Here is a 24,340-nt window from a genome sequence, read left to right as displayed (position 1 = left end):
ATTGGTTATAAAGATTAAAAGGCATTGCCTAATGAGCAATGCCTTAATGGGTATTATTTAGTTTCTGCAACTTTACCACACGTAAGCATAGATGAACCGTAGTAAGGATTTTTGATGTCCTTTTCTTTGCTCAACCAATATGCTTTTTTCATCGGGCAATACTGGTAGTAAACTGGTTGGTTTACTTTGTCGGATGGTTTTACCAGTTTCCACATTATGGTAGATACATCATTGAAAGCGGCTCTTTGCTTTTCAATGTTGTTGCCTGCCTTGCTTAATTTCTCGGTGGCTTTCTGCAATTCTGCTTTCTGTGCAAAATTGTCTTCGCTCTTTACGGCTTCGTTCAGTGCGGAAATAGCGGTGTTTGCCGCCTTGCTGTCACTGCTTACCAAAGCATTTTTTACGCTGATATAATTGTTCAGCAGGTTGCCTGTATTTTGTGCAAAAGCAGAAAATCCAAACATCATTACGGTTATTGCAACTATTAACTTTTTCATTTTTTGTTCCTTTTAAAGATTAGTGAATTGCTGATGGTATTATGCTGAAACAGGTTCAGCTTTAAAACCTTTTTTCCTGATGATTGCGACAACCTCGTCTTCGGTAATGCCCTCTGCTTTTACAGTCAGTATTTTATCGCTGTTTGTGGTGTCAACGTTCCATTCGCAGATACCGTCTGCGTTATCTAAATCTGCCTGCACTTTTGATACACAGTTACCACAGTTAAGGTTTGTCTTGAATTGAAGATTTTTACTTTCCATTGTATTGAACTTTTAATTGTTTTTGTTGGTACAAAATTCGGAACATAATGCGCTATGCTGTTTGCGATATTCCTTGTTTGATTTATGATATTTACTGATTATACCTCAAAAACGGTTCCGCTTGTAATATTTCGGTTTTGTTTTGTGACTTTTACTGATTATGGTGTTGGTTCTGAATAAGCGGAATACATTTACCGCTTAATAACGCTAACTGATTATAAAATGTCTATCAAAACCTTTCTCTCGGTTTTGCATCGGGCGATGTTGTAGCTCGGGTTCAGGAACTAAAACACTATTGCACAATCCCACTTGTGCAAAAACCTTTATTGCAAAATCACACATAACATAATTTTTAAAAATCATTATAATGACAAACGATTTGAAAAACGTTGAATACGGCTTGGATAAAATATTCGAAGGTGCACAGGACTTTTTACCGATTTTAGGAACCGACTATGTAGAGTTTTATGTAGGCAATGCGAAGCAGGCTGCCCATTATTATAAGTCCGCTTTCGGATTTCGGTCAGAGGCTTATGCCGGACTGGAAACGGGAATGAAAGACAGGGCATCTTACGTGGTAAAACAGGATAAAGTACGGTTGGTCTTAACTACCGGAATGCGGTCTAATTCTGAAATCAACGAACACGTTAAAAAACACGGCGATGGCATCAAAGTGGTTGGTCTTTGGGTGGAAGATGCCCGCAAAGTCTTTGAAGAAACCACATCGAGAGGTGCAAAAGCATTTATGGAACCTACCGTAACCACAGATAAAAACGGCGAAGTGGTACAATCGGGTATCTATGCGTATGGCGAAACCATTTTTATGTTTACCGAACGCAAAAACTACAACGGTATTTTTATGCCAGGTTATGAAAAATGGGAAACCGAATATAATCCTGCTCCTGCCGGACTGAAATATATTGACCATATGGTGGGCAATGTGGACTGGAACCAAATGGACACCTGGGTAAAATGGTTTGAGGATGTAATGGGATTTGAAAACTTTCTGTCTTTTGATGATAAGCAGGTTTCAACCGAATATTCTGCCCTGATGTCAAAAGTAATGGCAAATGGTAACGGCAGAATTAAGTTCCCGATTAACGAACCCGCAGAGGGCAAAAAGAAATCGCAGATTGAAGAGTACCTTGAATTTTATGAGGGCGAGGGTGTTCAGCATATTGCGGTAACTACGGACGATATTGTAAAGACGGTAAACGACCTTAAATCAAGAGGTGTTGAATTTCTATCAAGACCGCCACAAGCGTATTATGATGCTATTCCAGACCGTTTAAAAGCGCATATGCACCGATTTAAAGAGGATATAAAGGAATTACAGGAATTGGGTATTTTGATTGATGCAGACGAAGAGGGCTATTTATTGCAAATCTTTACAAGACCTGTGGAAGACCGCCCTACATTCTTCTTTGAGGTTATCCAAAGAATGGGTGCAAGAGGTTTTGGCGCAGGAAATTTTAAGGCTTTGTTCCAGTCTATCGAAAGAGAGCAGGAACGCAGAGGTACGTTATAATTCTATAATTTTCTTTTAATGCGAAGAGGCTGTTTCCAATATTGAAACAGCCTCTTTTTGTGTGCATTTATTTTTGGTATAGTTTACAATTTGGTTAATGTTTGTGTTCAATGTTGTTTTTGACAATTAATAAGCGATGCCTGTGATTGATGTTTTGCCATCTTCCTTTTTGGTTTAGGTCAAAAAAAACTGCCGCAGAATATTTTCGGCGGCAGTCAAATCCAACAATTAAAACTTCATTTTCTGTATTCGCACCGCATTTAGAATTGCTAATAATGCCACACCTACATCGGCAAATACGGCTTCCCACATTGTAGCCAGTCCGCCTGCTCCGAGTATCAGTACAATTGCTTTCACACCGAACGCCAAAACAATATTCTGATAAACAATTTTCTTCGTCTGTTTCCCGATATTGATAGCCATCGGGATTTTAGACGGCATATCGTCCTGTATAACCACATCGGCAGTTTCAATGGCGGCATCACTTCCTAAACCACCCATTGCGATACCCGCATCACTCAATGCAATTACAGGAGCATCGTTTACACCGTCCCCGATAAAGGCTACGCTTCCATTACGGGATTTGATTTCTTTTACTTTATTTACTTTGTCTTCGGGCAATAAATCTCCGTATGCACTGTCAATTCCTAACTGATTTGAAACGTATTGTACCACGGTATTTTTGTCCCCGCTTAACATTGTGGTTCTAACACCCATTTTACGCAGTTTGTCAACGGCGGCTTTCGCATCTACTTTAATGCTGTCAGAAATGGTTATATATCCGGCAAACTTACCACCATAAGCGATTGCTATCACGGTATAAACAATGTTTGCCGTGTCTGCATCGTGGCTGATATTGAACTTGTCAAGCAATTTGAAATTACCTACCAACAGCTCTTTACCGTTGACAGTGGTTTTTAGCCCGTGTCCGGCAATTTCTTCCGTATTTTCAAGTTTCACTGTGGTATCTACTTCTCCCCAGTAATTGTGGATTGCGGTTGCCACAGGGTGCGTACTTTGGCTTTCTAAAACATTGACAAGGTTCAGGATTTCATCTTTGTTGAACTCCGGTTTTATGAATACTTCCTGTACTTTGAAAACGCCCTCGGTCATCGTTCCTGTTTTGTCCATTACTACGTTTTCAACTTTGGCAAGAATATCAAGGAAGTTGGAACCTTTGAACAAGATACCGTTCCGGCTCGCTGCTCCAATACCACCGAAGTAACCTAACGGAATGGAAATTACCAACGCACAAGGACAAGAGATAACCAAAAATACCAATGCTCTGTACAGCCATTCGCTGAATACATAGTTATCTACAAAGAGTGCAGGCAGCAAAGTAATGGCTATTGACAGGTACACTACGATTGGCGTATAAACTTTGGAGAATTTACGGATAAATAATTCGGTGGGTGCTTTTTGAGAAGTTGCATCCTGTACCAATTCCAGAATTTTGCTCAATTTACTATCAGCGTAGTCGGTAGTAACTTTTATCTGACTTACGGTATTCAGGTTAATCATACCTGCCAGTACAGTGTCGCCTTTACCTTTGGTGTCGGGTTTACTTTCTCCTGTGAGTGCTGCTGTATTGAATGAAGCACTATCCGAAACTAATTCGCCGTCCAAGCCTAATTTTTCGCCCGGTTTCAATTGGATAATATCGCCAATGTTAGCATCTTCGGCTTTTATCACAACCGCTTTGCCTGCCCTAAGAACCGTAACTTCATCAGGACGTTGGTCTAACAGGGCTTTAATATTTCCTTTGGCTCTTGATACTGCAATGGTCTGAAAAACTTCTCCTACGGAATAAAACAACATAACGGCTACTGCTTCGGGATATTCGCCTATGGCAAATGCTCCTATTGTAGCAATACCCATTAAGAAGAACTCTGAAAAGAAATCTTTATACCGGATACTTTCTATTGCTTCTTTAATTACGGGTAGTCCGACAGGGATATAGGCAATTACATACCAAGCAATTCGTACCCATCCGGTAAACCAATCCTGTGGAAAGTAATTATCTAACCCGATGGCGATAAGCAATAAAATTAATGAGATACCCGCAGGCATAAAAAGCTGAAACGCTGTTTTGCCCTCTATGTCGTGGCTGTGGTCGTGGTCATCCCCGTGGCTGTGCCCGTGTCCGTGACTATGGTCGTGTCCGTGGTCGTGGTTATGACCACCTTTTTTGTTATGGCTGTGTTTATGACCGTGGTCGTGATGGTGGTGGCTGTGGTCGTGATGGTCTTCCTCATCATCACAATGTCCGGCATCGTCTTCACTGCAACTGCTGCCGTCAGTGTGTCCGTGTCCGTCATCTTTATGATTGGCATCTTTTAGCAAATCTGCTGCTCCTGCTTTTTCATAAATTTTCTCTGTTCTTACACAGCACAACTGATTACCCTGCGTATCATATTTGTGTTTGTGTTCCTTTTTTTTTACAAGGTTCAGATTGTTATCTGTACTGCAACATAGTTTTGACATATCTATTAATTGTTTTTAATTTCCATTTATAAGGCAAAATTACTATGGGGTTTTGGGAACTTAGTTGCAAAAGCAACACGGCTATTTTGGAGTATATAAAATTTGCCTTTTGGAAAGGAGCGGTTGCTATGCTGTGGTTTCGGTAATGAAAAAACAGCCTGTGTACCTGTCGTCAATCATTACAATAACCACCTTTTCGTTTACGTGGTCTAAACTTTCATCGTAATAGAAGTCATAAGATTTCATCAGGGCTAAATTGCCAATGATGACTTCGTGCCCGTTTACAAATCCTTTGATACCATAACCAGGTATCTCTTCAAATTTTTCGACCTTGTAATCGGATATCGTGATACCCGGAAGAAATTTGAGCAAACTGCTTGCTATACGGTGCGTGGAATGGGATTGCATTGCTGCCGTATAAGCAATCACGATTTCTTTTTCGGGTACTGCACATTCAAAGGAAATTACATCAAACAGGCGGTTGCTTTTGTAGGCTGTATCTATATCTGCTGAATAATGATTTTTTATTGCCATTGTCAAATTATTTTAATTTACAAGGCAAAATTATCAGTCGGTTTTGGGAACCTGGTTGCAAATACAAACAGCCATATCGGGAAATATGGCTGTTTGTAAATTTAAAGATGAGTATCACAAAATATTATTTTGTTTTAACGAACCTCGAACATTCGTTGCACATTCCTTTCATTACAAAATTGATACTCTCCAACAAAAATTTGTCGGGCAACTGGATAGGCGGAATGGCAATACTTTCGAGGCAGAAGGTATTCTTGCATCGGTTACAGTTAAAGTGCACGTGCAAGTCGCCAACGGTGCACATACAGTTATCGCTGCAAATAGAATACTTCATTGCGCCGGAGCCATCATCAATAGTATGAATGAGTAGGTTATCGTGAAAGAGGTTCAACGTCCTGAATATGGTCGATTTATTGACCGTTTCCAGTTCGGTTTCCAAATCAGTCAGGCTGAAAGCCTTTTTAAAGTCAGACATTCTTCTAAAGATTAACAGCCTAACCGAAGTTGGTTTTATGTTCCTGCGCAATAGTTTTTCTTCTAAATCTTTCATTTTGTCATTGTCGGTTTTAGAACCGTATTTAAAATCTAATGTAAAATTATAGAAGCTGCTATGCACAAGTATTATAATTTCCTTTAATAAATTTGTGATTTTTACTGTTAGGTTTTATAGGTAATGGATATAACCTATTTCGGGCAGGTATTTACAGTCTTCGCAGTTGTCATACGCAACGGTTGCTTTTTCGGGTTGGTCAAAATTGATTTCCAAAAACGCATTAGAAAATAACGCATATGGCGGGTATTCCGCAATGTGATTTTTCAGCATCTTGTGGGCTTCTACCACTGGTGCTCCGTAGAGCTTCTCGAATTTCCCGATTTTGTATTTGGTAAATTCCCCGTAGTGTACAATTATCTTTAATGATAAAGGAATTTCTATTGCCAGTTGTAATGCGAGGCGTTTGCATTCCTTTTGAAAATCGTTGTACATCTGTTCTATCTGCATCAATGTTTCTTCAAAGGTGGGCAGGTTGTGGTACTTGTAAAAAAGTATCGCATCGCCCTCAACCTCGGAAATTTCAAGGCAAAGGATATTGCTATCCATTACTGATTTGAGCAGGCTTTCTGTTATGTATTTTCCAACAAACATATTTGATTTGATAACGAAATCCGTAAAGCCTGAAATGTCGGGTATCATTATCATACCGTTTTTATTGGCAGTATCGTGTTGCATTTATATCATCGTATTAACCATTAAAAATGCAGGGGCTTGTTACCGTCCCCCGCAAATTGAGTGTATCTCACTCCAACAAAAACTATTTTATCTGCCCGGTAGCTTTGTGGTACACAGCTTCGGCTATTTTGTACCGTATTTTTGCATCCAACATATTGCTGTATGCTCTTTGCCAAAGCGTTTCAGCTATCAGCACATCTTCTCCGGTAATGGTTCCGGCTTTAAAGCGGTCATTGCTCAACTTCAAATTTTCGTCGGCTTCAATTAATGACGCCTGCATTAAATCAATGTTATTCGCCTGCAATTGCAGATTAAGCACTGCGTGCTCAATCTCCACCGTGATTTGGCTTTTCAGTTCTTTCAGACCGTATTCAGCCGAACGTATATTAGCTTCCTGCTGTTTTACTTTTTCTTTTCTGCTACCCCAGTCAAAAACCGGGATTTTCACGCTTAGCATACCAAAGTAGGTTAGCATATGGTTTTTGGTCGGGTCGCCAAAGTTAATACCCTCTTTTCCAAAGGCAGCCATTCCATTGAGCGATAAGCCTACCGATGGTTTCAGGTCGGCTTTGAGCATACTTTTGGTAAGCTCGCTCATTTTAATGCCATTGGTTGCCAACTCAATTTCCGGTCGGTTCGCATCGACAGCATCCAAAACACCCTGCTTAGAAAAGTCGCCCGTACTCAATGTATCGGCTACCTCTATACCTGTCGGGGCTTCTATCCCGATTAACTGGCTCAATCTTCTTTTTGCCAGGATGAGCTTATTCTCAGCAGCCTGCGAACGGGCTTCGTTTTCGTTCTGGAGTACCTTTGCCCGTAATACATCGTTTTTGTAAATCAATCCTGCTTCAAACTGGTTGTTCAGGAATGTGTAATGCGAAGCCAGTTGCTTTTTAACCTGCTGTTCCAGTTTGATTTCTTCCTTTGCCTGCACCACAAGCCAGTAAGCGGTTTCGGTAGCCAGTAATACTTCGTCTTCCACCAATCGTTGTTGTGCATTGCTCATCTGTATATTGGTTTCTGCCATTTGCCTGCCGTACTTAATCTTACCGCCTGTATAAATCGGCTGTGTAATGCTGACCATCGGTGCAAACCCATATTCGGGCAGCATTGTGTTCAATGGTTCGCCAAAGTAAAAGGCGGTTGCCGAAGCATCCAGTTTTGGTCTGCCCGCCACATCCGCAATCAGTTTGTCAGATTGGGTGGCAATTACGTCTTCTTTAGCTTTGCCTATTCTGTTATTGTTTTTTAATGCCAGTTCTTTGCTTTCCGCAAGGGTTAGCTGCTGTTGTGCAAAGAGGTTGTTTGTTCCCTGCAAAAGAACGAAACCGCATATAAAAACCTTTATGACTGTTTTATATCTTTTCTGTAACATCATCCCTTTTTATGATAAATATTTTTGGTGGTGAACATCGGTATCGGTATTGCGCTCGTGCTGTTCATCCGATTGTTTGTTTTTAGGTGGTTTTACGAACCTGTAATACAGTACCGGAACGATAAATAATGTGGTAATCATTGATACCAGAATACCGATTGAAATGGTACTTGAAATCGGTCCCCATTCCGGCGAGCCACTCGCCATTAACGGTATCAAACCGATTGCTGCCGCCATTGAGGTAAGGAAGATTGGTCGCATTCTTCGTTTAGCTGCAAACAGGGCTGCTTCTCTAATCGTATGACCGTGCTCCCTTACCAGTTCATCTGCATAGTCCACGAGGATAATCCCGTTACGGACTACGATACCCAGTAAGGCGGTAATACCGATGATTGCCATAAACCCGAACTCGTACCCTGTAAGGAACAAGCCCAACATTGCGCCCAGTAAACTCAACGGGAACGAAGCCAGTACAATGAATACTTTACCCACACGCTTGAACTGGAATAACAGCACAAGGAAGATGAGAACGAAACTTATCATAAAAGCCTTTCCCATTTTGGGACCGCTTTCCAGTCCATCCTCATACTCGCCGCCGTAGGCAATCTTAATGCCTTTCGGCAGTTTCAGGCTGTCAATTTTAGGCTGTACTTCTGCAAATACTTCTGCGGGTTTTCTGCCCAACTGCGCTTCGGAAGAAACGGTTAAGGTTCTTAACCCGTTACGGTGTACAATAGCCCCAGTATGCCACGACGGTTGTAAATCTACCACCTGCTTTAGAGGAACCTTAGCACCGAATGTTGAATTGATGTACATATTGCCCAAAGCATCCAGATTTTCCCTGTCGCTTTCGTCTGTACGCAATACAATGTCGATGGCTTTATTGCCCTCCCACATCTGCGATACCGGGTATCCTTTTATCTTTGCACCCAATGCCTGTGCTATCTGCGCTTTGGTAACGCCCAAACGCAAGGCTACATCTTCTTTAACCACGGCTTTCAGCCCTACATAATCATTCTGATAATCGGTGCGCACCCAGTTAGAACCTTTAGTGTTTTCCAGTAATGCTGCAACCTGCTTGGCTACTTTTTTCTGCTCGGTCATATCCTTGCCAATCACACGGATTTCAATCGGTGCGGGCTGCTGCTTCTTGCTTAGCTGCCTAACCCGCACATAACCGTTCGGCAGGTAGTTGTTGAATTTCTGTACATACTCGTCTATCATTTCTGCCGTTGCATCTTTGCTTGTGGTATTGATGAATACCTGCGCAAAGTTTTCCCGTGGGTGCTCCGGTGCATAGGTAGAGTAGAAACGTGGCGAGCTTGTACCGATAAAACTTGCTGTGTTTACAATGCGCTTATCGCCTGCAATTTCCTTTTCTATCTTCTTAACGGCTGCTTCGGTTTCGTGGATATTCGTACCGTTATCCATCCACAATTCAAGGTTGAACTGGTTTCTTTCCACGATAGGGAAAAATTCGGTTTTAACCTGACTACCTACCACGAAAGACAGTAAGAAGATAACCAAACCTGCTACCAACGTAGTTTTCTGCCATTTCATACAGAACTCGATTGCCCGGTCGAAACCGTCCTGCATCCGGTCTAAGAAATTGCGTTTTTTGGGTTTATCATCGTGCTTTTTCAATCCTTTTTTCAGGAAGTGGTAACACATATACGGCGTAAGGAACAAGGCTACAAGGAACGAAACTGCCAAAGCTATGCTTACGGTAATCGGTATCCATTGCACAAACTCTCTCGTAAGCCCGGTAAGCGTAAATGCCAACGGCAGAAACGATAGGACAATGGTAAGCGTAGCCGTGAAAATGGGAACCATCAACTGCGTGGCACTCTGCCAGGCGGCAGTCCACGACGGTATTTTTTCGTCCACTTTCTCGATGTAATTATCCACTACGATAATGGCATCATCGACCACCATCCCCAGTACGATAATCATTGCCGCCAAACTAACCTGGTGCATTTCGATACCCAACAAATTGAGGATAGCAAATGTTACGGCAATGGTAACGGGTGCTGCAATGGCTGAAATGGTGGCAACCCTGAACGGCAGCAGGAGCATTACGACCAAGATAACGGCTGCAATGGCGATACCGAACTCGATAAAGAAATGCCCCAAATTCATATCAACCACTTCGGGTTGGTCAACAATGGTGCTGACCTGCACATCTGATGGCAGGATTTCTTTTACTTCAGCAACTTTCTGTGTCAGCGCATTACCCAAATCGACAATGTTCTGTCCGGGCTGCATTTCTACGGTCAGCATCATTACATCGTTTCCTGAAACGGTAATTTTGCTTTTCAGGTCTTCATATCTTCTCTCGATGTTGGCTATATCCCGCAAACGGATATTGCCGCCCTGCGGGGAACTATATACAATCAGGTTCCCGATTTCATTTTCATTCTGATACTGCGCATCCGTGAAAATAAGGAAACGGTTTTTGTCAATTTCAATATCGCCACTCGGAATAGTTACATTCTGTTGGCTTAATGTGTTTGTGATTTCGTTGATACCGAAACCGTATTGCTTCAATACATCTTCTCGCAGGGTAATAAATACCTGCTGCTTCTGTCCGCCGTAACGCTTGATTTTGGAAACGGACGGTATCGTCTTAATGCCGTCTTCCAGTTCATCCAAATAGTTTTCCAACTGGGCGTAAGAACGACCGGGGGCTGATACGGCAATCATCTGAACAACCACATCGCCGAAATCGCTGTTCACATACGGTCCCTGTACGCCCCGTGGCAATGCTAAAGGCATATTGGCATCCAAACCGTGCTGTAAAGTATTCCAGAATTTTTTGGTGTCCTTTACATAGTCCTGCAATTCTACCGTTACAACCACCTGTCCGGGCTTACTTTCCGAATGGGTTTTTTCTTTTTTGATTTCCTCGAAACCGAACAGGTATTGTTCCAGCTTGTCGGTTACTTCTTTCTCTATCTGCTCTTCGTCGGCTCCGGGGTAGAAAGCCACAACAAGCCCCTGTCTAACTGTTACACGGGGGTCTTCACTTCTCGGCATCGTCATTAATGAAATCAACCCGGCAAGCACCATAATAACGGTAATCGCTATCGGTACTTGCGGAAATTTCATTGCCGCTTCAATGAGGTTTATCTTTCTTTTCATAAATTATTCAGATTTTGGGGCTGATGCTGTTACCGATGTAGTTTGCGCTTTTACTTTCTGCCCGTCTTTCACGTTGTTTTGCCCGGCAAGGATAATGGTCTGGCTTTCGTTAAGACCATCGGTTATAATAACCGCATCGCCTACGATTTTGCCCACTGTAACCCTTTTCAGCTTTGCTGTGTTATTCTTATCCACCACGTACACGTGCGGGATTTTATCTACATTGTTGATGATGGCGGTAAGTGGTACACGTACCTGCTTAACCTTTACCGGAACGCCTGCAAGCACTTCGGTAATCATTCCCGGCATCAGCACGCCGCCCGGATTGGCCAAGCGTACTTTAAGGGTAAATGCTTTTGAAATTTCATCAGCTACGGGATTAATGATTGTGATTTTACCCGTAAAATTGCGTTGCAATGTAGGAATGTTCACATCTACCTGCATCCCTTGTTTAAAGCTGCCGATTTCGCTTTCGGGTACGGCAAACTGAGCATATACCATATCTGTTTTTACAATGGTAAAGGCAGGAACGCCCGGTGCTGCCATACCGCCAACCTCGGCAGTTTTCACGGTAATGATACCATTGGTAGGCGAATGCAAACGGCTGTCGGCAATGCGCTTGCGGTTGATTTTTTTATTGGCCTCTGCCTGCGCTACTTTGGTTTTGATGTCGATGTAATCCTTTTCAGGGAAACTTCCTTTTTTGTACAGTTCATCAAATCTTCTGAACGCATCCTGGCTCTGCTCTAAACTGGCATTGGCAATCTGCAATGCTGCTTCGTACTCGGTGGCATCAATGCTTGCAAGGAACTGTCCTTTGCTCACTCGCTGCCCCTCATTCACACCCACGCTGTTAATCGTGCCGGGAACGGCAAAACTTACGGTGGTCATATTGTCGGGAACAATGGAACCCGAATAGGAAACGGATTGCTCGGTTTCCGAACTGTTGATAGTGGCTACGGTTACTACCGGAGGCTCATCTTTTAACTGTTTTTCTTTTTTTTGTTTGCAACTCTGTATCAATCCGGCTCCGATAAGGAAGAGGGATAACAAACCAATTTTACTTGTTCTCATCTTACATTTATTTTGTTACGCTTCTTTGTTTAGTTAAACTTTGAAAATTTTAAATACAGAGGCAAAGGTCGGGTTACAGATAAGGTGCAGCTATACGAAATGACGGGTAAAAGTTGTGAAATTTACTTTTTTGATTTGGTGGTATCTGCCTGAAACAAACAGAGCTACTGATGTTTCAGTAGCTCCGATGCCTGCATTAAAAAAATAGCAAAATGCTTGGGGATGGATTGAAAAACCCTTAATGCGGGGTTTGCGCTTCGTCCATCTGCATAGTAACGGCTTGCCCGTGTTCCTGCTTTACCTGCTTGAAATAGCTTGATGTAAAGCCCGTGTGTTTTTTCAACTGGTTGGAAAGGTATGCCTGACTGCTGTACCCCAGTACGTGGGCAATCTCGGTCAGCGACATTTCGGTATGTACCAAAAGGTCTTTTACTTTTTCAATCTTCCGACGAATGATGTACTTTTCGAGTGTAATTCCCTCCACTGAAGAGAATAAGGCACTCAATGTATCGTAGTTCTTGTGCAGCTTGCCACTGATTAAGGTTGTGAATTTGGTAGGTTTGCCGCTTTGCAGTTGCAACGTGATACCTTTCTCCACCAACTCTTTTATCCTGTTTATTGTCTTTTGGTTTTTGTTGTACATCAGTTCCAAGCCGATGCCTTTCAGCATCGTTTTGATTACTCCCAACTTCTGCGAAAAGTCTGTCGTATCCTTTATGATGGCTTGCCCCAGTTTTATATCCAAAACCTCAAAACCCAACGCTGTCAATTCCTGTTCAAGAACATAGGTACATCTATTACACACCATTCCTTTTATTAATAGTGTCATAGCTTCTAAAATGTATAAGTTCCTTTATTCAATGGTCAAAATTCTGCATTTGTCCCCGACAAACTATTATGATATTCCGGCTTTGTTTTGTGAAATTTTATGAAAATCGGTGCAGTAACATTAAATATCATAAACTAAACAAGGAAAAGTACATAGCTACTTCCGACCATCTTACGGAATTTTGTAACAGACAACATCCGTATAAAAATGAAGAACAAAAAGAGCAACGAACATCAGGTTTTAAAGGTGCTGAAAGATTACAACGCAGGCAAAAGCGGACTGGAACTTTTCGAGAAATACGGCGTTTACGGCACGAACATTTTTGAACTGAAACACAAATACAAGGATTTAGGGATGGATATTCTTGTAGAATTGGTAAATTTAAACGAAGAAAACAGCAGGCTGAAAACAATGTATGCCGAACTGTGCATACAGCACCGGAAGCTCAAAGACCTACTGAAAGAAGATTTCTGACAGGAAAGTAGGGAACGGTAAGCAGCAATTTAAAATACTATTACTATGACAAATGTAACGTACAAATACGCTACGGTTTTGGTAGCGATACAGAACCTACGCAACGAGGGGTATAACGTGGATTTCAACCTCGAAGAGAACTGTTTAATCTGCGGCGGTAACAAATATACCAATGATGATTTTGAGATTGAGCAGGTCTATCGCTATGAGGGCGAAAGCAACCCAAGCGATGAGGCTACGGTATATGGCATTGCCTCGAAAGACGGTTTAAAAGGAATTTTGGTTACGGCTTATGGTGCTTATACCGATAGTATGAGTACGGCAATGCTCCGCAAACTGGCACTAAAAAAAGAATGATAAAACAACAAGGGCAAAACAGCAGCTATAAAAAGCTGTAATTTTGCCCTCTTTCTATATGGATATTACTGTACCGTAACACAAACATCCGCATTCATCGGGTAGCTTTGGCACAGCAAAATTATTCCCTCTGCCATATCCTGTTCTGTCAGTGCCCCGTTATGGAGCATCCGAACTTCGCCATCGGTTTTTACTGCCCAACAAGCCCCGCAGGTTCCATTCTTACAGGAACTCGCCACTTTGATATGGTGCTCTTTCATCGCATCCAGAAGCGACTGCTTCGGCTGCACCTCAATGAGCGATGTGCATTCATACGTTTGCTTTTCCTCGTTCTCGTAGTAATCCTCGTAATAGTTTACAATCACATCCTTAACAGTACCGTCCGTTTCCAAATCGCCCGCATTCTCCGGAACCGGGTCGAAGTATTCCAAATGGATATGGTCTTCGGGAATGTTCAAACCCGTTAATGCATCCCGGTATAAATCCATCAGCCCATTGGGTCCGCAGATGTAATAATGGGCTTCAGCAACCTCGCCAACCAGTCTTTTAATGACCGAACGTAAAACAAGCAGATTGAACCTGCCTGCAACGTGGTTGAGTTTGGTGGAAATAAAATCAGGTGTAGTAAAGGAATAACAAATATTCAATTCTTGCGCTGCCTGCATCGCTTCCAGTTCATTCCAAAATATGGTTTCTTCCGGTGTTTTATTGCTGTACACCAGTAAGGGTATTTGATTGCTGTTTTCAACGCTTTTCAGCATTGCATATAACGGAGAAATACCGCTACCGCCTGCCAGTAAAACAATTTGGGATTGCTCGGCTATCGGTTTTTCTAAAACAAAGCTGCCAAATGGGGCTTCTATTTCCCAGGTTTCGATGTTGTCTGCATTATCTAAGATGTAATTGCTCATCTTTCCACCTGTAACCCTTTTAATAGTAATGGCGGGAAATTCGTCAGACGGCACAGAACTGAACGAATACGAACGTATGAGCAGTTCGCCGTTTACGGTAAGCCTGATGTTGAGGTACTGACCGGGCAGGTAGGTAAACGCCTGCTGCTCCGTGTCAAAGTATAGAGTAATGGTATCTTCGGTTTCCTTTATAATTTTATGTGTTCGCCACGTGTATTTCTTCATCCCTCGGTTTTTCCTGTCTTGCATTGCTGATAAAAAGAAAACCTCTGCTCCTGTACACAAAGCGAGGTTTCATAAAGACTTCTAGTTTGCTGTTCTGATAATTATAGTTCGTTTTGCTTTTCCTGTTGTCTTCTGATGATTTCGAGCTTGTTTTTTCTTATCTGCTTAAAATGGGCAGACGTTAATCCCGTATAGGTCATTAATTGCTCGGATAGTTCCGTCGGCTTTTGATAGCCTAACGCTTTTGCGATTTGTGACAGCGATTGCTCGGTGTACACCAGTAACTCTTTTACCTTTTCGATAATGCGCCTGATATAGATAATTTCAAGGCTCATATCACATTTAACAAGAAACAGATTGTTCAACTGGTGATAATCTGCTTTCAATTCGTTTGTAAGCTGTACGGCAAACGGTGCAGATTTACCTGTGTCCAATCTGTTCTGTATAATCCGGTCTGCTACATTGCAAACTTTCGTCATTATCTCCGAACAGTCGCCTGAATTTTGTTTCTGTAACATTGCTTTTTATTTATGGAACGAGATTTAACTGTTTCATACGGTGGGTAGCTTTGGTAAAAAATACCGGAGAAGTACTGGTGTACTTGCTCCGGGACTGTCCAAAACTTATCCGCAGCATCCTGTTGAACAACTTGAAGCCTTTTCGCTGTCGTCGCCGCCAACTTTGTAGCCTGCTTTTTCAATCGCCTCAACCAACTCTTCTTTCACTTCGTCGTTTTCAACTGAAACAGATAATTTTCCTGCTTCCAGTTTTTCTACTTTAATGCCGTCAATATCTTTGATTGCTCCGTTTACTCTCGACTGGCAGTGTGCACTTTGCATATCTGGTATGCTTAATTCTACATTTTTCATTTTGAACTTATTTTTTATTGTGATACAAATTTCCGTATTAAACGGGGTGTTACTATTATGGTATTCCCTGTAAGATTTGTGATTTTTACTGATTTTGAAATCGCCGTTCTATTCCACGATTAATTTACCTTTCATATAGATGTAATGACCGGGAAATGAGCACAGGAAATCATACGAGCCTTTTGCCGGAGCCGTAAAGGTAATTTCTGTGGTTTGCCCACCGCCAATCATATCCGTTTTTGCGATTACGGCGTTTTCCATTCCTTTAGGTATGTAGCCGTTGTCCTTAGCATCTATCGCAGCATTGGCAAAAGCGTTGAAGTCTGTGCCCTGGGCAAGTATAACAACATTGTGCCCCATTGCCTCAATCGGTGCTTTTCCGATGTGCTTTAAAATGAGCTTTAAGGTTTCGCCTGCTTTGGCTTTCAGTTCGGTTTTGTCGAATTTCATATCATCGCCGCCGCTAATGGTAATTACATTTTCGTTCCCTGTTTCTGCGGGGGCAACTGTTTCTTCTATTACAGGCTGATTGCTCTCCTGTGTGGTCTTGTCTTTTTGCTGATTGTTGTTACAGGCAGTAAATGCGATTACCGACAATGCTAACACTAACTTTTTCATTTCTATTTGAGATTTTATTTTGTTGTCTGATAGTGCAAATTTCAGTACATAAGGTCACTTCCTCATTACGCTTTTCCGTGTTTGATTTGTGATATTTACTGATTGGACAGGGCACAAAAAAGAGGGCTGCAAGAACCCTCTGAATTTTAAACAAAAAAAAATGCCAGTATTACGCTGCCATTTCCTCACAAGCCTTTGCACAAGCTCTGCACGCTTCTGCACATTCTTTACAATGCTCCATACCCATTGCAGCGTGTTTCTCACACTCTTCAGCACAAGCGTTGCAAATGTCAGCACATAGTTTGCAAATCTCTTTGCTAAATTTACCATCAAGACTTAATACGTTTGCTGCCGCTTGGCAAATAGCTGCACATTCCAGGTCTAACTGGATACATTTTTTTACGTGTGCAACATCATCTTCATTTAAACAAGCGATGGCACATTGGTTACAGATAGCTACGCACTTCAGGCAAGCCTCGATACACGATTGAAATTTTGTTTGTATCATAATATAAAATTTAAAAAATTAAGAAAATAGATTTTATACTGTTTCTAACAAATATCAGTCCCTTGCAAAAGAAATGCTTTGTAAAATTCCTTGTTTGAATTGTAAGATTTACTGATTTGATATTTCTTAATATCAGGCTATATAAATAAAACCTGCCTAATATTATTTCTGTAAAGAATTAGAATAAAAAAAACGACAGTCCCAATTAAGGAACCGCCGTTTTAGCAAACGCAATAAAGCTAAGTTCTATATTATTTTTTCAGTTTGTCGGCAGGAGGATTGTAATCGGCCAATGTTGTTACCCTTACGGTATCAACCCCGGTAATATCCCAAGTGATAGGTATCATAGTCATATACTCACATTTCGGACACATATCACCCTCTGAACCTATCATTTCTTTATGACCAGGACAGCCTGTAATCAAATCTCCGTGGGCATCAATCAGCTCGCCTTTTTCGTTCCTGTCTTTTGCTGTAATTTTTTCGGTGGTTTTTTCAACCACCTGTTCCGTAGCGTGGTCGTGCCCGTCGCCCTCGGTGTGTGCGTGTCCGTCTTTTGCTGTTTTGGTATCGCCCCCGCAAGATGCTAAGAAAATCGCTAACGAGGCGAATGCACCTATTAATAATTTGTTTACTTTCATTTCTATTTATTTTTTAGAGATTAAAAACTTGATTTTATTCCAGCAAGATTAATGAGTATGCTGGTCGTGCCCTGACGGTTCAGCCTTTACAATACATAATACCGAATTATCGTGTAGATGTGCTGATGTTTCCAACTGGATGGTAACGTGATGAATATTCATATGCTCTAATTCGTGTTCTACTTTACGAAGTAATATTTCACTTTCTCCAATAGTCATTTTTTCATTTACAACGGCGTGGCACGTAAGTGCATTCAAGCCACTTGTAATTGTCCAAATATGCAGGTCGTGGATACTTTTAATACCATCGGTATTAAGGATTTTTTCAGTGACCTTATCCACTTCAACATTTTGGGGTGTGCCTTCCATCAATACGTGTACCGATGATTTGGTAACTAAATACCCACTTCTCAATACCAGTATCGAAACGATGATACTTGCCAAAGGGTCTGCCCATCCCCAACCAAAGAACATAATAAGCAATGCGGCGATAATTGCACCAACAGAACCGAGCATATCACTGATTACGTGCAGATAGGCTCCCCGCATATTCAGGTTTTCCTTTACGTCAGCCCCACGCATCATTATCCAGGCTACAAGCACATTAACGAGTAAGCCGATGAATGCCACGATGAGCATACCGCTTGATTGAATTTCCGGCGGGTTCTGGAAGCGTTCTATCGCTTCGTAAATGATATAGGCTGAAATCAGTATCAGCGTTGCGCCATTGATAACCGCCGCTAATATTTCAAATCTTTTGTAGCCGTAGGTCTTGCCGTAGTTGGCAACCTTGCTGCTGAACTTAAATGCCATCAATGCAATGAACAATGATACTGCATCGCTCAACATATGCCCGGCATCGGCTAATAGTGCAAGGCTGTTAGTCAGTAATCCGCCGATTACCTCTACTGCCATATACACCGTAATGATAACCAAGCTAATGGTCAGGGTCTTTTTATTCGCACTGTGCGAGTGGTTGTGCCCGTGGTCGTGGTTGTGCCCCATATTCTATTTATTATTGTTTTGCTGCCGCAAATTTCGGCAGCAAAACATTTTATTTTAGTTCGTTATTCCGTGTTTTATTTGTAAGATTTACTTCTTCCACTTCAAACGTAAACTGTTACTTACTACGCTCACGCTACTTAGAGCCATCGCTGCACCTGCAATCATCGGGTTCAGTAAGAAACCGTTAATCGGGTAAAGAATACCTGCGGCAATCGGAATACCGATAAGGTTGTAGATGAACGCCCAAAACAGATTTTGCTTAATGGTCGCAACGGTCTGTTTTGACAATCTAATCGCCTGCGGGATTTTGGTAAGGTCTGATGAAATGATGGTCATTTTAGCCACGTCCATTGCGATATCCGAACCTTTACCCATTGCGATACTTACATCGGCGGTCGCCAGTGCAGTACTATCGTTGATACCGTCGCCAACCATTGCTACTACTTTGCCTTGCTGTTGCAGTTCTTTCACAAAATCAGCTTTGTGCTGTGGCAAAACTTCGGCTTTGTAATGCTTGATACCAGTTTGCTCGGCGATAGCTTTGGCGGTAGCCTCATTATCTCCCGTCAACATATACAGTTCGATATCCGCATCCTGCATTTCTTTGATAGCCTGTACCGATGTCTCTTTAATTTTGTCGGAAATAGCGATTACAGAAAGAGCTTGTTTACTGTTTGCAAACCATATAACGGTTTTAGACTGTGTGCCCCATTCGTCTGCCTGCTGTTGCAGTTGGTCGGCAATGGTAATGTTGTTTTCGGCTAACAGTTTTTTATTACCTACATAGTAAGTGTCGTTGTTGTAATCGGCTTTTGCGCCTTTACCTGTGATACTGTCGAAGTTTGATAACGTAGTGGTAGAAACGCCCTCCAAATTTTTCACAACGGCTTCCGCTAATGGGTGCTCCGATTGCTTTTCAATGCTCAATAAAACATCTTTCGTCGCATCGTCATTGTTCAGCCATTGGATGCCTGTAACCTGTGGTCTTCCCTCGGTAATCGTACCTGTTTTATCCAGTACGATAGCGTTTACTTTCTTCGCTAATTCCAAACTTTCCGCATCTTTAATCAGGATGCCGTTTTCTGCACCCTTACCAACGCCTACCATAATAGCGGTAGGAGTAGCCAAGCCTAAAGCACAAGGACAAGCGATAACCAATACAGTAACGGCTGCTAAAAGACCTTGTACAACACCATTCTCGCCTCCTAAGAAGAACCAAAGAATAAATGTCAGGATAGCAATACCCATTACTACCGGAACGAAAATACCTGCGATTTTATCCACCAGTTTTTGTACGGGTGCTTTACTTCCCTGTGCATCCTGCACCATTTTGATGATTTGGGCAAGCATTGTTTCTTTACCCACTTTTACCGCTTTGAACTGGAAGCTACCTTTTTGGTTGATGGTTCCGGCAAATACCTTTTCGTTTTCCTTTTTCAGTACCGGAACAGGTTCGCCGCTTAGCATACTTTCATCTACATACGAATTGCCCGATACAACTGTACCATCCACCGCAATTTTTTCGCCCGGCTTAACCAAAATAATGTCGCCTGCGTTTACATCTTCGATGGCTTTTTGTCTTTCCGTGCCGTCTGCTTCTATTACGATAACCGTTTTCGGTTGCAAGCCCATCAGCTTTTTAATGGCTGATGAGGTATTGCCTTTGGCTTTTTCTTCCAATAGCTTACCCAATAAAATAAAGGCAACGATTACGGCTGCGGCTTCAAAGTACACGTGTGCGTGTAAACCTCTTTGATGCCAAAAGTCCATAAACAGCATATTGAATACACTGAACAGATAAGCGATACCTGTACTTAATGCGACCAACGTGTCCATATTGGCAGAACGGTGTTTTGCCTGCTTCCACGCATTGATAAAGAAGTCTTTACCTAACCATAAAACTACCGGAGTGGCGAATGCCCACATTATTTCATTACCGTAAGGCATATCCATAAAGAACATACCGATAATGACCACCGGTAGCGATAGGATTACCGCCCAAATGGTTTTGTTTTTAAGTTTTCTGAATTTTTCGGCGTGGATAGCTTCTAAAGTTTCCTGTTGCTTGCTCTCGTCTTCGAGCAATAGGTCATAACCGCCGTCCTGTACCGCTTTCCTGATTTGCTCGGAACTGGTTATATTCGGCAGGAATTCAACGTTAAGGTTTCCCGTACCGTAATTCACTTCGGCACTTACTACGCCCGGCGTATATTTTGCCATACTCTCGGCACTGCCTGCACAAGATGCACAGGTCATACCTAAAACGGGATAAGTCTTTTTAACAGTGGGAACGCCGTAGCCTAAATCTTTAATTGCTTTTACAGCTTCGCCTACTACCTCGTTATCATTAACGGTAATAGCCGCCCGGCGGTTATTTAGCTCTACTTTGTGGGTTTCTACGCCTTTTACCTGTGCCAGTCCTTTTTCGACAATTAATGCACAGTGCTCGCTTTCTACATCCTCTAAAGGAATGTAAATTGTTTCTCTATTGGTTGCCATATTTCGATTGCTTTATTTTCATAATGCAAAGGTGGCAACAAAAAAGAGGAGTTCTATTGTGAAATTCTGGGTTTGATTTGTAAGATTTACTTAAACCTTATCCAGTGGCTTGCGCTTGTCTTCCCGTATCTGCTTGAAATGGCTCGGTGTAAGCCCTGTTACTTTCTTGAACTGGTTGCTCAAATATGCCACGCTCGAATAATTCATACGGTCGGCAATCTCGCTTAACGACAGCTCATCGTACACCAACAGTTCTTTTATCTTTTCTACTTTCTGTGCGATAAAGTACTTCTCAATGGTCGTACCCTCAATATCGGAAAACAGGTTGCTAAGGTAATTGTAATCGTGGTGCAGCGCATCGCTCAACACGTCCGAAAGATTGGTTTTCGCATCGTTGTCCTGATAGTGTACCAGGTCAATGATAACGTTCTTTATTTTCTCAATCATCCGGCTCTTCTTGTCGTCGATGACCTGAAAACCCAAAGGGTCTAAAACGTTTTCCAACGCCTCACGCTCTGCTGTGGTTAAATCTTTTTTAAGGATTATTTCGCCCAGTTTTATATTGGTAGCCTCTATGCCGAGCCTGTCGAGTTCGTTCTGAACTACGAGAATGCAACGGTTGCAGACCATATTTTTGATAAATAATGTACTCATATTTCGCTAAATCACAATTCATTTTGTTGCATCAATACGCAACCACAAATTTAAGATTAAAAATTAAGTATTTGTTGATTATGAGTGACTAAGTGATGCAAATGACGGTTTTCATAGGGGGAAATAGCTAAAATATTCCCCATTGTAGGGGAATATTGGCGGTTAAAGTGCTGTTTATTAATAACCTTTGCTAAGGTACTCTGATATTGATAACGTAATCCTCCCTACTATGAGAAAGTTATTAGGAACTATTGTTACCGAAATTCAGGAGCAGGAGCGGAAACTTTCAATTACGTGCTCGGGGCTAATTGAAGAGGCTTTTCAAATGACGGTCTTTCTTCAGGAGCTATTGGTTTCGGCAAAAGAATGTGTGCTAAGTTCGGGATTTGAGAACGATGCAAAAGAGATTGAGTTCTTTAAAATGATTAAGCCCCAAATCCTGGGCAAACTCATCTATTATAACAAGCTCTACCGGATAGAAACCTCGTGCCCGGTCAATAACGGGAAAATGTATCATAACTATTTCTCGAACCATTTAACGGAGCTAAAGATTGAGTTTAGGGAACACATCTGCAACTCCCATTTTTATCGCTACTACCGTTCGGGCAGGGTGGATAAAGACCACGAATATTTTAAGCGTGGGCAGATAAATTACCTTGATGGGCTTAACAGCTACGTTTTTGAAATCGACCCGCAATTCTCTACATATTACGATTACAAATTAGCCCGCATCCTCGCCAACGACCTGTTATACGCCTATCTCTTAACCAAAATCAGCCCCGAAGAAAATCCCAACACCTTTTTTCAGAACGTAGACGACATCAAAGAACTTTCCTGGACGGACAGCAAAAACGCCCTGATTGAGTTGATGTATGCCCTGTATGCTTCGGGTGCTATATCGGGCGGTAAGGTCGGCATCCGAAAGCTCGCCGCCATTTCACAGGTCTTGTTCCGAATTTCACTGACCGACGTGCATCACGCATTCCACCGTATGAAAACCCGTTCAGGTTGCCGCACCTTGTTTTTAGACCAGTTGAAGCAGGCACTTGAAGAGTATATGGATAAGGACTTATAAATAGCCCGTCCGTAAAGGCTTTGAAAGCAATACGCATTCCGTATTGCTTTTTTTTGTGCCTGCGTTCGCCAATATATGGCAATTGGCGAACGGGTATATTTCCTTATCCCAAAAATTGGAAAATCTGCCGAAACGCTTATTTAATAAGGTTGTCTGGGAAATTGTAAAATTTTCAAAAAACCGCTTTTTCAATTGGCAAGCATTGGCGGACAAACACTGCCACACTTCTGAATTTTGTCTTGTGAACATTTAACATTATTGCTATGAATATTATAACAGTTGACGAAGAAGTGTGGCAGCACCTTAACGAACGGTTGAAAGCCATCAGCGAATATATCCTCAAACTGGAAGATACAAGCTACGATAGTTTGTGGCTAAACAATCACGAAGTCTGCCAGTACCTCCACATCAGCGAAAAAACATTGTGGCGTATGCGCACCAACGGGCAGATAGCCTTTTCAAAAATGTACGGGCAGTATTACTATACGATTGGCGCAATCAAGGAAATGCTGAACGCCAATGCCGTGCAGACCACCGATGAGTATGTGGAGCAGCTTATGGCGAAAGGCAAAAGCTACATCGAACAAGGCAGAAAAATGAAATCAGGTAATAAGTAAAAGTTTAGGGTATGAATATTGACAAAATGGAATTTGTGGCGTGGATGGAACGCATAATGGATAGGCTTGACATTCTCGGCAACCACATAGACGATTTGCAAAAGAAGCGCAATAGTATAGACGGCGAAGAATTATTGGATAATCAGGATTTATTACAAATGCTGAAAATCAGCAACCGTTCCCTGCAACGGTATCGCTCCATAGGTAAGCTGCCTTACTATACTATCAGCGGAAAATTGTATTACAAACTATCCGATGTGCATCAGTTCATCAGGGAAAGTTTTAACCCGCCTTTACCCAAACTGAATGCCAATAAGTGACAAACACTGCCTTTGAGTGCCACATAGTGCAATTCGGTGCAGGCTTCCTTTACATTCGACAGCGAACTTTTAAAATTTTCAGAATATGAGTGAAGAAACAACCAATAAACAGGAAATGCCCGAACAGCTTTCGGACATATTACTCGTACTGGATAAAGAGAAAATGAAAATCCAGGCAGTAAAGAGTATTGACGAAAACGGGAAAATGGAAACCGTTGAACCCACCAAGAAAAACCAAAACCAGTTTATGCGTGTGGACAAAAGCGGCGATTTCTTTTCCAACTTTTTTTCCAACTTTTTCAGCCAGTTAAAGAACCCCACAAACTTTACTTTCTTCAAAGTACCTGCCCCGGTTGCTGCTGAAAAAGCGCAGGAACTCCAAAAGCACGTAGATAAGCCCACTCCGCAGGGCGAAAAAGTGCTGAAAGAACACGAAGTGAAAGCAGAACCCCAACCTGATAAAAAACAAGAAAATCAAAATAATATGGCAACAGCACAAACAACAACGGAAACAAGCGAATACCGCTACAAGCCGGAGCAGATTGATTGGGACACAATGAAAAACCTCGGATTAAGCAAAGAGTATCTTGAAAAAAGAAACTTGCTTGACCCT

Annotated in this window: 26 protein-coding genes; 7 read left to right on the top strand and 19 right to left on the bottom strand. The window is 41.9% G+C overall.

The window, feature by feature from the left end:
- Positions 1-53 precede the first annotated feature (53 nt).
- Together BCY91_RS13450 and BCY91_RS13445 are read right to left on the bottom strand one after the other, a co-directional pair.
- Entirely contained in the window at positions 54-497 is a 444-nt protein-coding gene (locus BCY91_RS13450) for a DUF3347 domain-containing protein (protein WP_120182570.1), read from the bottom strand.
- Between the two features lie 39 nt (positions 498-536).
- Complete coding sequence (locus tag BCY91_RS13445; RefSeq protein WP_120182569.1) at positions 537-758, bottom strand: heavy-metal-associated domain-containing protein; 222 nt, start codon at positions 756-758, stop codon at positions 537-539.
- A 367-nt stretch (positions 759-1,125) separates the two neighbouring features.
- On the opposite strand from BCY91_RS13445, the gene hppD reads away from it, so the two are divergent.
- Entirely contained in the window at positions 1,126-2,286 is a 1,161-nt protein-coding gene (gene hppD, locus BCY91_RS13440) for a 4-hydroxyphenylpyruvate dioxygenase (RefSeq protein WP_050377144.1), read from the top strand.
- Positions 2,287-2,514: 228 nt separating this feature from the next.
- Here the strand turns inward: hppD and BCY91_RS13435 are convergent, their stop codons facing one another.
- The 8 genes from BCY91_RS13435 to BCY91_RS13400 form a co-directional block, all read right to left on the bottom strand.
- Positions 2,515-4,770, bottom strand: coding sequence for a heavy metal translocating P-type ATPase (locus BCY91_RS13435; protein WP_050377143.1), 2,256 nt, complete (start codon positions 4,768-4,770; stop codon positions 2,515-2,517).
- A gap of 126 nt (positions 4,771-4,896) precedes the next feature.
- Positions 4,897-5,304: a hypothetical protein gene (locus BCY91_RS13430; protein ID WP_120182568.1), complete on the bottom strand. Its 408-nt coding sequence runs from the start codon at positions 5,302-5,304 to the stop codon at positions 4,897-4,899.
- Positions 5,305-5,428: 124 nt separating this feature from the next.
- Positions 5,429-5,854, bottom strand: a complete 426-nt coding sequence (locus BCY91_RS13425) for a Fur family transcriptional regulator (RefSeq protein WP_120182567.1) — start codon at positions 5,852-5,854, stop codon at positions 5,429-5,431.
- A 114-nt stretch (positions 5,855-5,968) separates the two neighbouring features.
- On the bottom strand, positions 5,969-6,532 hold the full coding sequence (locus BCY91_RS13420; protein ID WP_066439821.1) for a DUF2652 domain-containing protein: 564 nt from the start codon (positions 6,530-6,532) through the stop codon (positions 5,969-5,971).
- Positions 6,533-6,614: 82 nt separating this feature from the next.
- Positions 6,615-7,913: a TolC family protein gene (locus BCY91_RS13415; protein ID WP_120182566.1), complete on the bottom strand. Its 1,299-nt coding sequence runs from the start codon at positions 7,911-7,913 to the stop codon at positions 6,615-6,617.
- Between the two features lie 6 nt (positions 7,914-7,919).
- On the bottom strand, positions 7,920-11,051 hold the full coding sequence (locus BCY91_RS13410; protein WP_120182565.1) for an efflux RND transporter permease subunit: 3,132 nt from the start codon (positions 11,049-11,051) through the stop codon (positions 7,920-7,922).
- A gap of 3 nt (positions 11,052-11,054) precedes the next feature.
- A complete protein-coding gene (locus BCY91_RS13405; protein WP_120182564.1) occupies positions 11,055-12,125 on the bottom strand; it encodes an efflux RND transporter periplasmic adaptor subunit in 1,071 nt (356 codons plus the stop codon).
- Positions 12,126-12,363: 238 nt separating this feature from the next.
- Entirely contained in the window at positions 12,364-12,954 is a 591-nt protein-coding gene (locus BCY91_RS13400; RefSeq protein ID WP_120182563.1) for a helix-turn-helix domain-containing protein, read from the bottom strand.
- A gap of 207 nt (positions 12,955-13,161) precedes the next feature.
- On the opposite strand from BCY91_RS13400, the gene BCY91_RS13395 reads away from it, so the two are divergent.
- Entirely contained in the window at positions 13,162-13,428 is a 267-nt protein-coding gene (locus tag BCY91_RS13395) for a hypothetical protein (RefSeq protein WP_050377136.1), read from the top strand.
- A gap of 45 nt (positions 13,429-13,473) precedes the next feature.
- Entirely contained in the window at positions 13,474-13,785 is a 312-nt protein-coding gene (locus BCY91_RS13390; protein ID WP_120182562.1) for a hypothetical protein, read from the top strand.
- Positions 13,786-13,850: 65 nt separating this feature from the next.
- On the opposite strand, the gene BCY91_RS13385 is transcribed toward BCY91_RS13390, so the two are convergent.
- The 9 genes from BCY91_RS13385 to BCY91_RS13345 all read right to left on the bottom strand — a co-directional run bounded on the left by BCY91_RS13385 (position 13,851) and on the right by BCY91_RS13345 (position 21,715).
- Positions 13,851-14,945: a flavin reductase family protein gene (locus BCY91_RS13385; RefSeq protein WP_120182561.1), complete on the bottom strand. Its 1,095-nt coding sequence runs from the start codon at positions 14,943-14,945 to the stop codon at positions 13,851-13,853.
- Positions 14,946-15,022: 77 nt separating this feature from the next.
- Positions 15,023-15,439, bottom strand: coding sequence for a helix-turn-helix domain-containing protein (locus tag BCY91_RS13380; protein WP_120182560.1), 417 nt, complete (start codon positions 15,437-15,439; stop codon positions 15,023-15,025).
- Positions 15,440-15,544: 105 nt separating this feature from the next.
- Positions 15,545-15,790, bottom strand: coding sequence for a heavy-metal-associated domain-containing protein (locus BCY91_RS13375; RefSeq protein WP_091520400.1), 246 nt, complete (start codon positions 15,788-15,790; stop codon positions 15,545-15,547).
- 108 nt (positions 15,791-15,898) lie between these two features.
- On the bottom strand, positions 15,899-16,408 hold the full coding sequence (locus tag BCY91_RS13370; protein WP_120182559.1) for a plastocyanin/azurin family copper-binding protein: 510 nt from the start codon (positions 16,406-16,408) through the stop codon (positions 15,899-15,901).
- 169 nt (positions 16,409-16,577) lie between these two features.
- Positions 16,578-16,916 carry a four-helix bundle copper-binding protein gene (locus BCY91_RS13365; protein ID WP_066436100.1) on the bottom strand — a complete coding sequence of 113 codons (339 nt, stop codon included), beginning with the start codon at positions 16,914-16,916 and terminating at the stop codon, positions 16,578-16,580.
- Between the two features lie 251 nt (positions 16,917-17,167).
- Complete coding sequence (locus tag BCY91_RS13360) at positions 17,168-17,557, bottom strand: hypothetical protein (RefSeq protein ID WP_120182558.1); 390 nt, start codon at positions 17,555-17,557, stop codon at positions 17,168-17,170.
- A gap of 48 nt (positions 17,558-17,605) precedes the next feature.
- Positions 17,606-18,562, bottom strand: a complete 957-nt coding sequence (locus BCY91_RS13355; RefSeq protein ID WP_120182557.1) for a cation diffusion facilitator family transporter — start codon at positions 18,560-18,562, stop codon at positions 17,606-17,608.
- Positions 18,563-18,649: 87 nt separating this feature from the next.
- The gene (locus BCY91_RS13350) at positions 18,650-21,061 is read right to left on the bottom strand and encodes a heavy metal translocating P-type ATPase (protein WP_120182556.1); all 2,412 of its coding nucleotides are present in this window, start codon (positions 21,059-21,061) and stop codon (positions 18,650-18,652) included.
- Between the two features lie 90 nt (positions 21,062-21,151).
- Positions 21,152-21,715: a helix-turn-helix domain-containing protein gene (locus BCY91_RS13345; protein WP_120182555.1), complete on the bottom strand. Its 564-nt coding sequence runs from the start codon at positions 21,713-21,715 to the stop codon at positions 21,152-21,154.
- A 229-nt stretch (positions 21,716-21,944) separates the two neighbouring features.
- On the opposite strand from BCY91_RS13345, the gene BCY91_RS13340 reads away from it, so the two are divergent.
- The 4 genes from BCY91_RS13340 to BCY91_RS13325 form a co-directional block, all read left to right on the top strand.
- Entirely contained in the window at positions 21,945-22,790 is an 846-nt protein-coding gene (locus BCY91_RS13340) for an RteC domain-containing protein (RefSeq protein ID WP_120182554.1), read from the top strand.
- 263 nt (positions 22,791-23,053) lie between these two features.
- Positions 23,054-23,407, top strand: a complete 354-nt coding sequence (locus tag BCY91_RS13335) for a helix-turn-helix domain-containing protein (protein WP_120182553.1) — start codon at positions 23,054-23,056, stop codon at positions 23,405-23,407.
- Between the two features lie 11 nt (positions 23,408-23,418).
- The gene (locus BCY91_RS13330) at positions 23,419-23,727 is read left to right on the top strand and encodes a helix-turn-helix domain-containing protein (RefSeq protein ID WP_120182552.1); all 309 of its coding nucleotides are present in this window, start codon (positions 23,419-23,421) and stop codon (positions 23,725-23,727) included.
- Between the two features lie 85 nt (positions 23,728-23,812).
- The coding region (locus BCY91_RS13325) for a DUF4099 domain-containing protein (protein WP_120180889.1) at positions 23,813-24,340 on the top strand (528 nt) is incomplete at its 3' end.

It is taken from the genome of Pelobium manganitolerans, from assembly GCF_003609575.1.
Taxonomy (GTDB): domain Bacteria; phylum Bacteroidota; class Bacteroidia; order Sphingobacteriales; family Sphingobacteriaceae; genus Pseudopedobacter; species Pseudopedobacter manganitolerans.
The sequence above is the reverse complement of the archived record's forward strand: the minus strand, read 5'-3'. Positions and strand labels throughout refer to the sequence as shown.

What these genes read in the sequence shown, in the direction of transcription:
- BCY91_RS13415 (WP_120182566.1), bottom strand. Translation starts at nt 7,913, where the DNA reads ATGATGTTACAGAAAAGATATAAAACAGTCATAAAGGTTTTTATATGC.
- BCY91_RS13340 (WP_120182554.1), top strand. Translation starts at nt 21,945, where the DNA reads ATGAGAAAGTTATTAGGAACTATTGTTACCGAAATTCAGGAGCAGGAG.
- hppD (WP_050377144.1), top strand. Translation starts at nt 1,126, where the DNA reads ATGACAAACGATTTGAAAAACGTTGAATACGGCTTGGATAAAATATTC.
- BCY91_RS13345 (WP_120182555.1), bottom strand. Translation starts at nt 21,715, where the DNA reads ATGAGTACATTATTTATCAAAAATATGGTCTGCAACCGTTGCATTCTC.
- BCY91_RS13445 (WP_120182569.1), bottom strand. Translation starts at nt 758, where the DNA reads ATGGAAAGTAAAAATCTTCAATTCAAGACAAACCTTAACTGTGGTAAC.
- BCY91_RS13350 (WP_120182556.1), bottom strand. Translation starts at nt 21,061, where the DNA reads ATGGCAACCAATAGAGAAACAATTTACATTCCTTTAGAGGATGTAGAA.
- BCY91_RS13335 (WP_120182553.1), top strand. Translation starts at nt 23,054, where the DNA reads ATGAATATTATAACAGTTGACGAAGAAGTGTGGCAGCACCTTAACGAA.
- BCY91_RS13380 (WP_120182560.1), bottom strand. Translation starts at nt 15,439, where the DNA reads ATGTTACAGAAACAAAATTCAGGCGACTGTTCGGAGATAATGACGAAA.
- BCY91_RS13435 (WP_050377143.1), bottom strand. Translation starts at nt 4,770, where the DNA reads ATGTCAAAACTATGTTGCAGTACAGATAACAATCTGAACCTTGTAAAA.
- BCY91_RS13395 (WP_050377136.1), top strand. Translation starts at nt 13,162, where the DNA reads ATGAAGAACAAAAAGAGCAACGAACATCAGGTTTTAAAGGTGCTGAAA.
- BCY91_RS13370 (WP_120182559.1), bottom strand. Translation starts at nt 16,408, where the DNA reads ATGAAAAAGTTAGTGTTAGCATTGTCGGTAATCGCATTTACTGCCTGT.
- BCY91_RS13355 (WP_120182557.1), bottom strand. Translation starts at nt 18,562, where the DNA reads ATGGGGCACAACCACGACCACGGGCACAACCACTCGCACAGTGCGAAT.
- BCY91_RS13360 (WP_120182558.1), bottom strand. Translation starts at nt 17,557, where the DNA reads ATGAAAGTAAACAAATTATTAATAGGTGCATTCGCCTCGTTAGCGATT.
- BCY91_RS13390 (WP_120182562.1), top strand. Translation starts at nt 13,474, where the DNA reads ATGACAAATGTAACGTACAAATACGCTACGGTTTTGGTAGCGATACAG.
- BCY91_RS13430 (WP_120182568.1), bottom strand. Translation starts at nt 5,304, where the DNA reads ATGGCAATAAAAAATCATTATTCAGCAGATATAGATACAGCCTACAAA.
- BCY91_RS13365 (WP_066436100.1), bottom strand. Translation starts at nt 16,916, where the DNA reads ATGATACAAACAAAATTTCAATCGTGTATCGAGGCTTGCCTGAAGTGC.
- BCY91_RS13450 (WP_120182570.1), bottom strand. Translation starts at nt 497, where the DNA reads ATGAAAAAGTTAATAGTTGCAATAACCGTAATGATGTTTGGATTTTCT.
- BCY91_RS13330 (WP_120182552.1), top strand. Translation starts at nt 23,419, where the DNA reads ATGAATATTGACAAAATGGAATTTGTGGCGTGGATGGAACGCATAATG.
- BCY91_RS13385 (WP_120182561.1), bottom strand. Translation starts at nt 14,945, where the DNA reads ATGCAAGACAGGAAAAACCGAGGGATGAAGAAATACACGTGGCGAACA.
- BCY91_RS13375 (WP_091520400.1), bottom strand. Translation starts at nt 15,790, where the DNA reads ATGAAAAATGTAGAATTAAGCATACCAGATATGCAAAGTGCACACTGC.
- BCY91_RS13400 (WP_120182563.1), bottom strand. Translation starts at nt 12,954, where the DNA reads ATGACACTATTAATAAAAGGAATGGTGTGTAATAGATGTACCTATGTT.
- BCY91_RS13420 (WP_066439821.1), bottom strand. Translation starts at nt 6,532, where the DNA reads ATGCAACACGATACTGCCAATAAAAACGGTATGATAATGATACCCGAC.
- BCY91_RS13410 (WP_120182565.1), bottom strand. Translation starts at nt 11,051, where the DNA reads ATGAAAAGAAAGATAAACCTCATTGAAGCGGCAATGAAATTTCCGCAA.
- BCY91_RS13425 (WP_120182567.1), bottom strand. Translation starts at nt 5,854, where the DNA reads ATGAAAGATTTAGAAGAAAAACTATTGCGCAGGAACATAAAACCAACT.
- BCY91_RS13405 (WP_120182564.1), bottom strand. Translation starts at nt 12,125, where the DNA reads ATGAGAACAAGTAAAATTGGTTTGTTATCCCTCTTCCTTATCGGAGCC.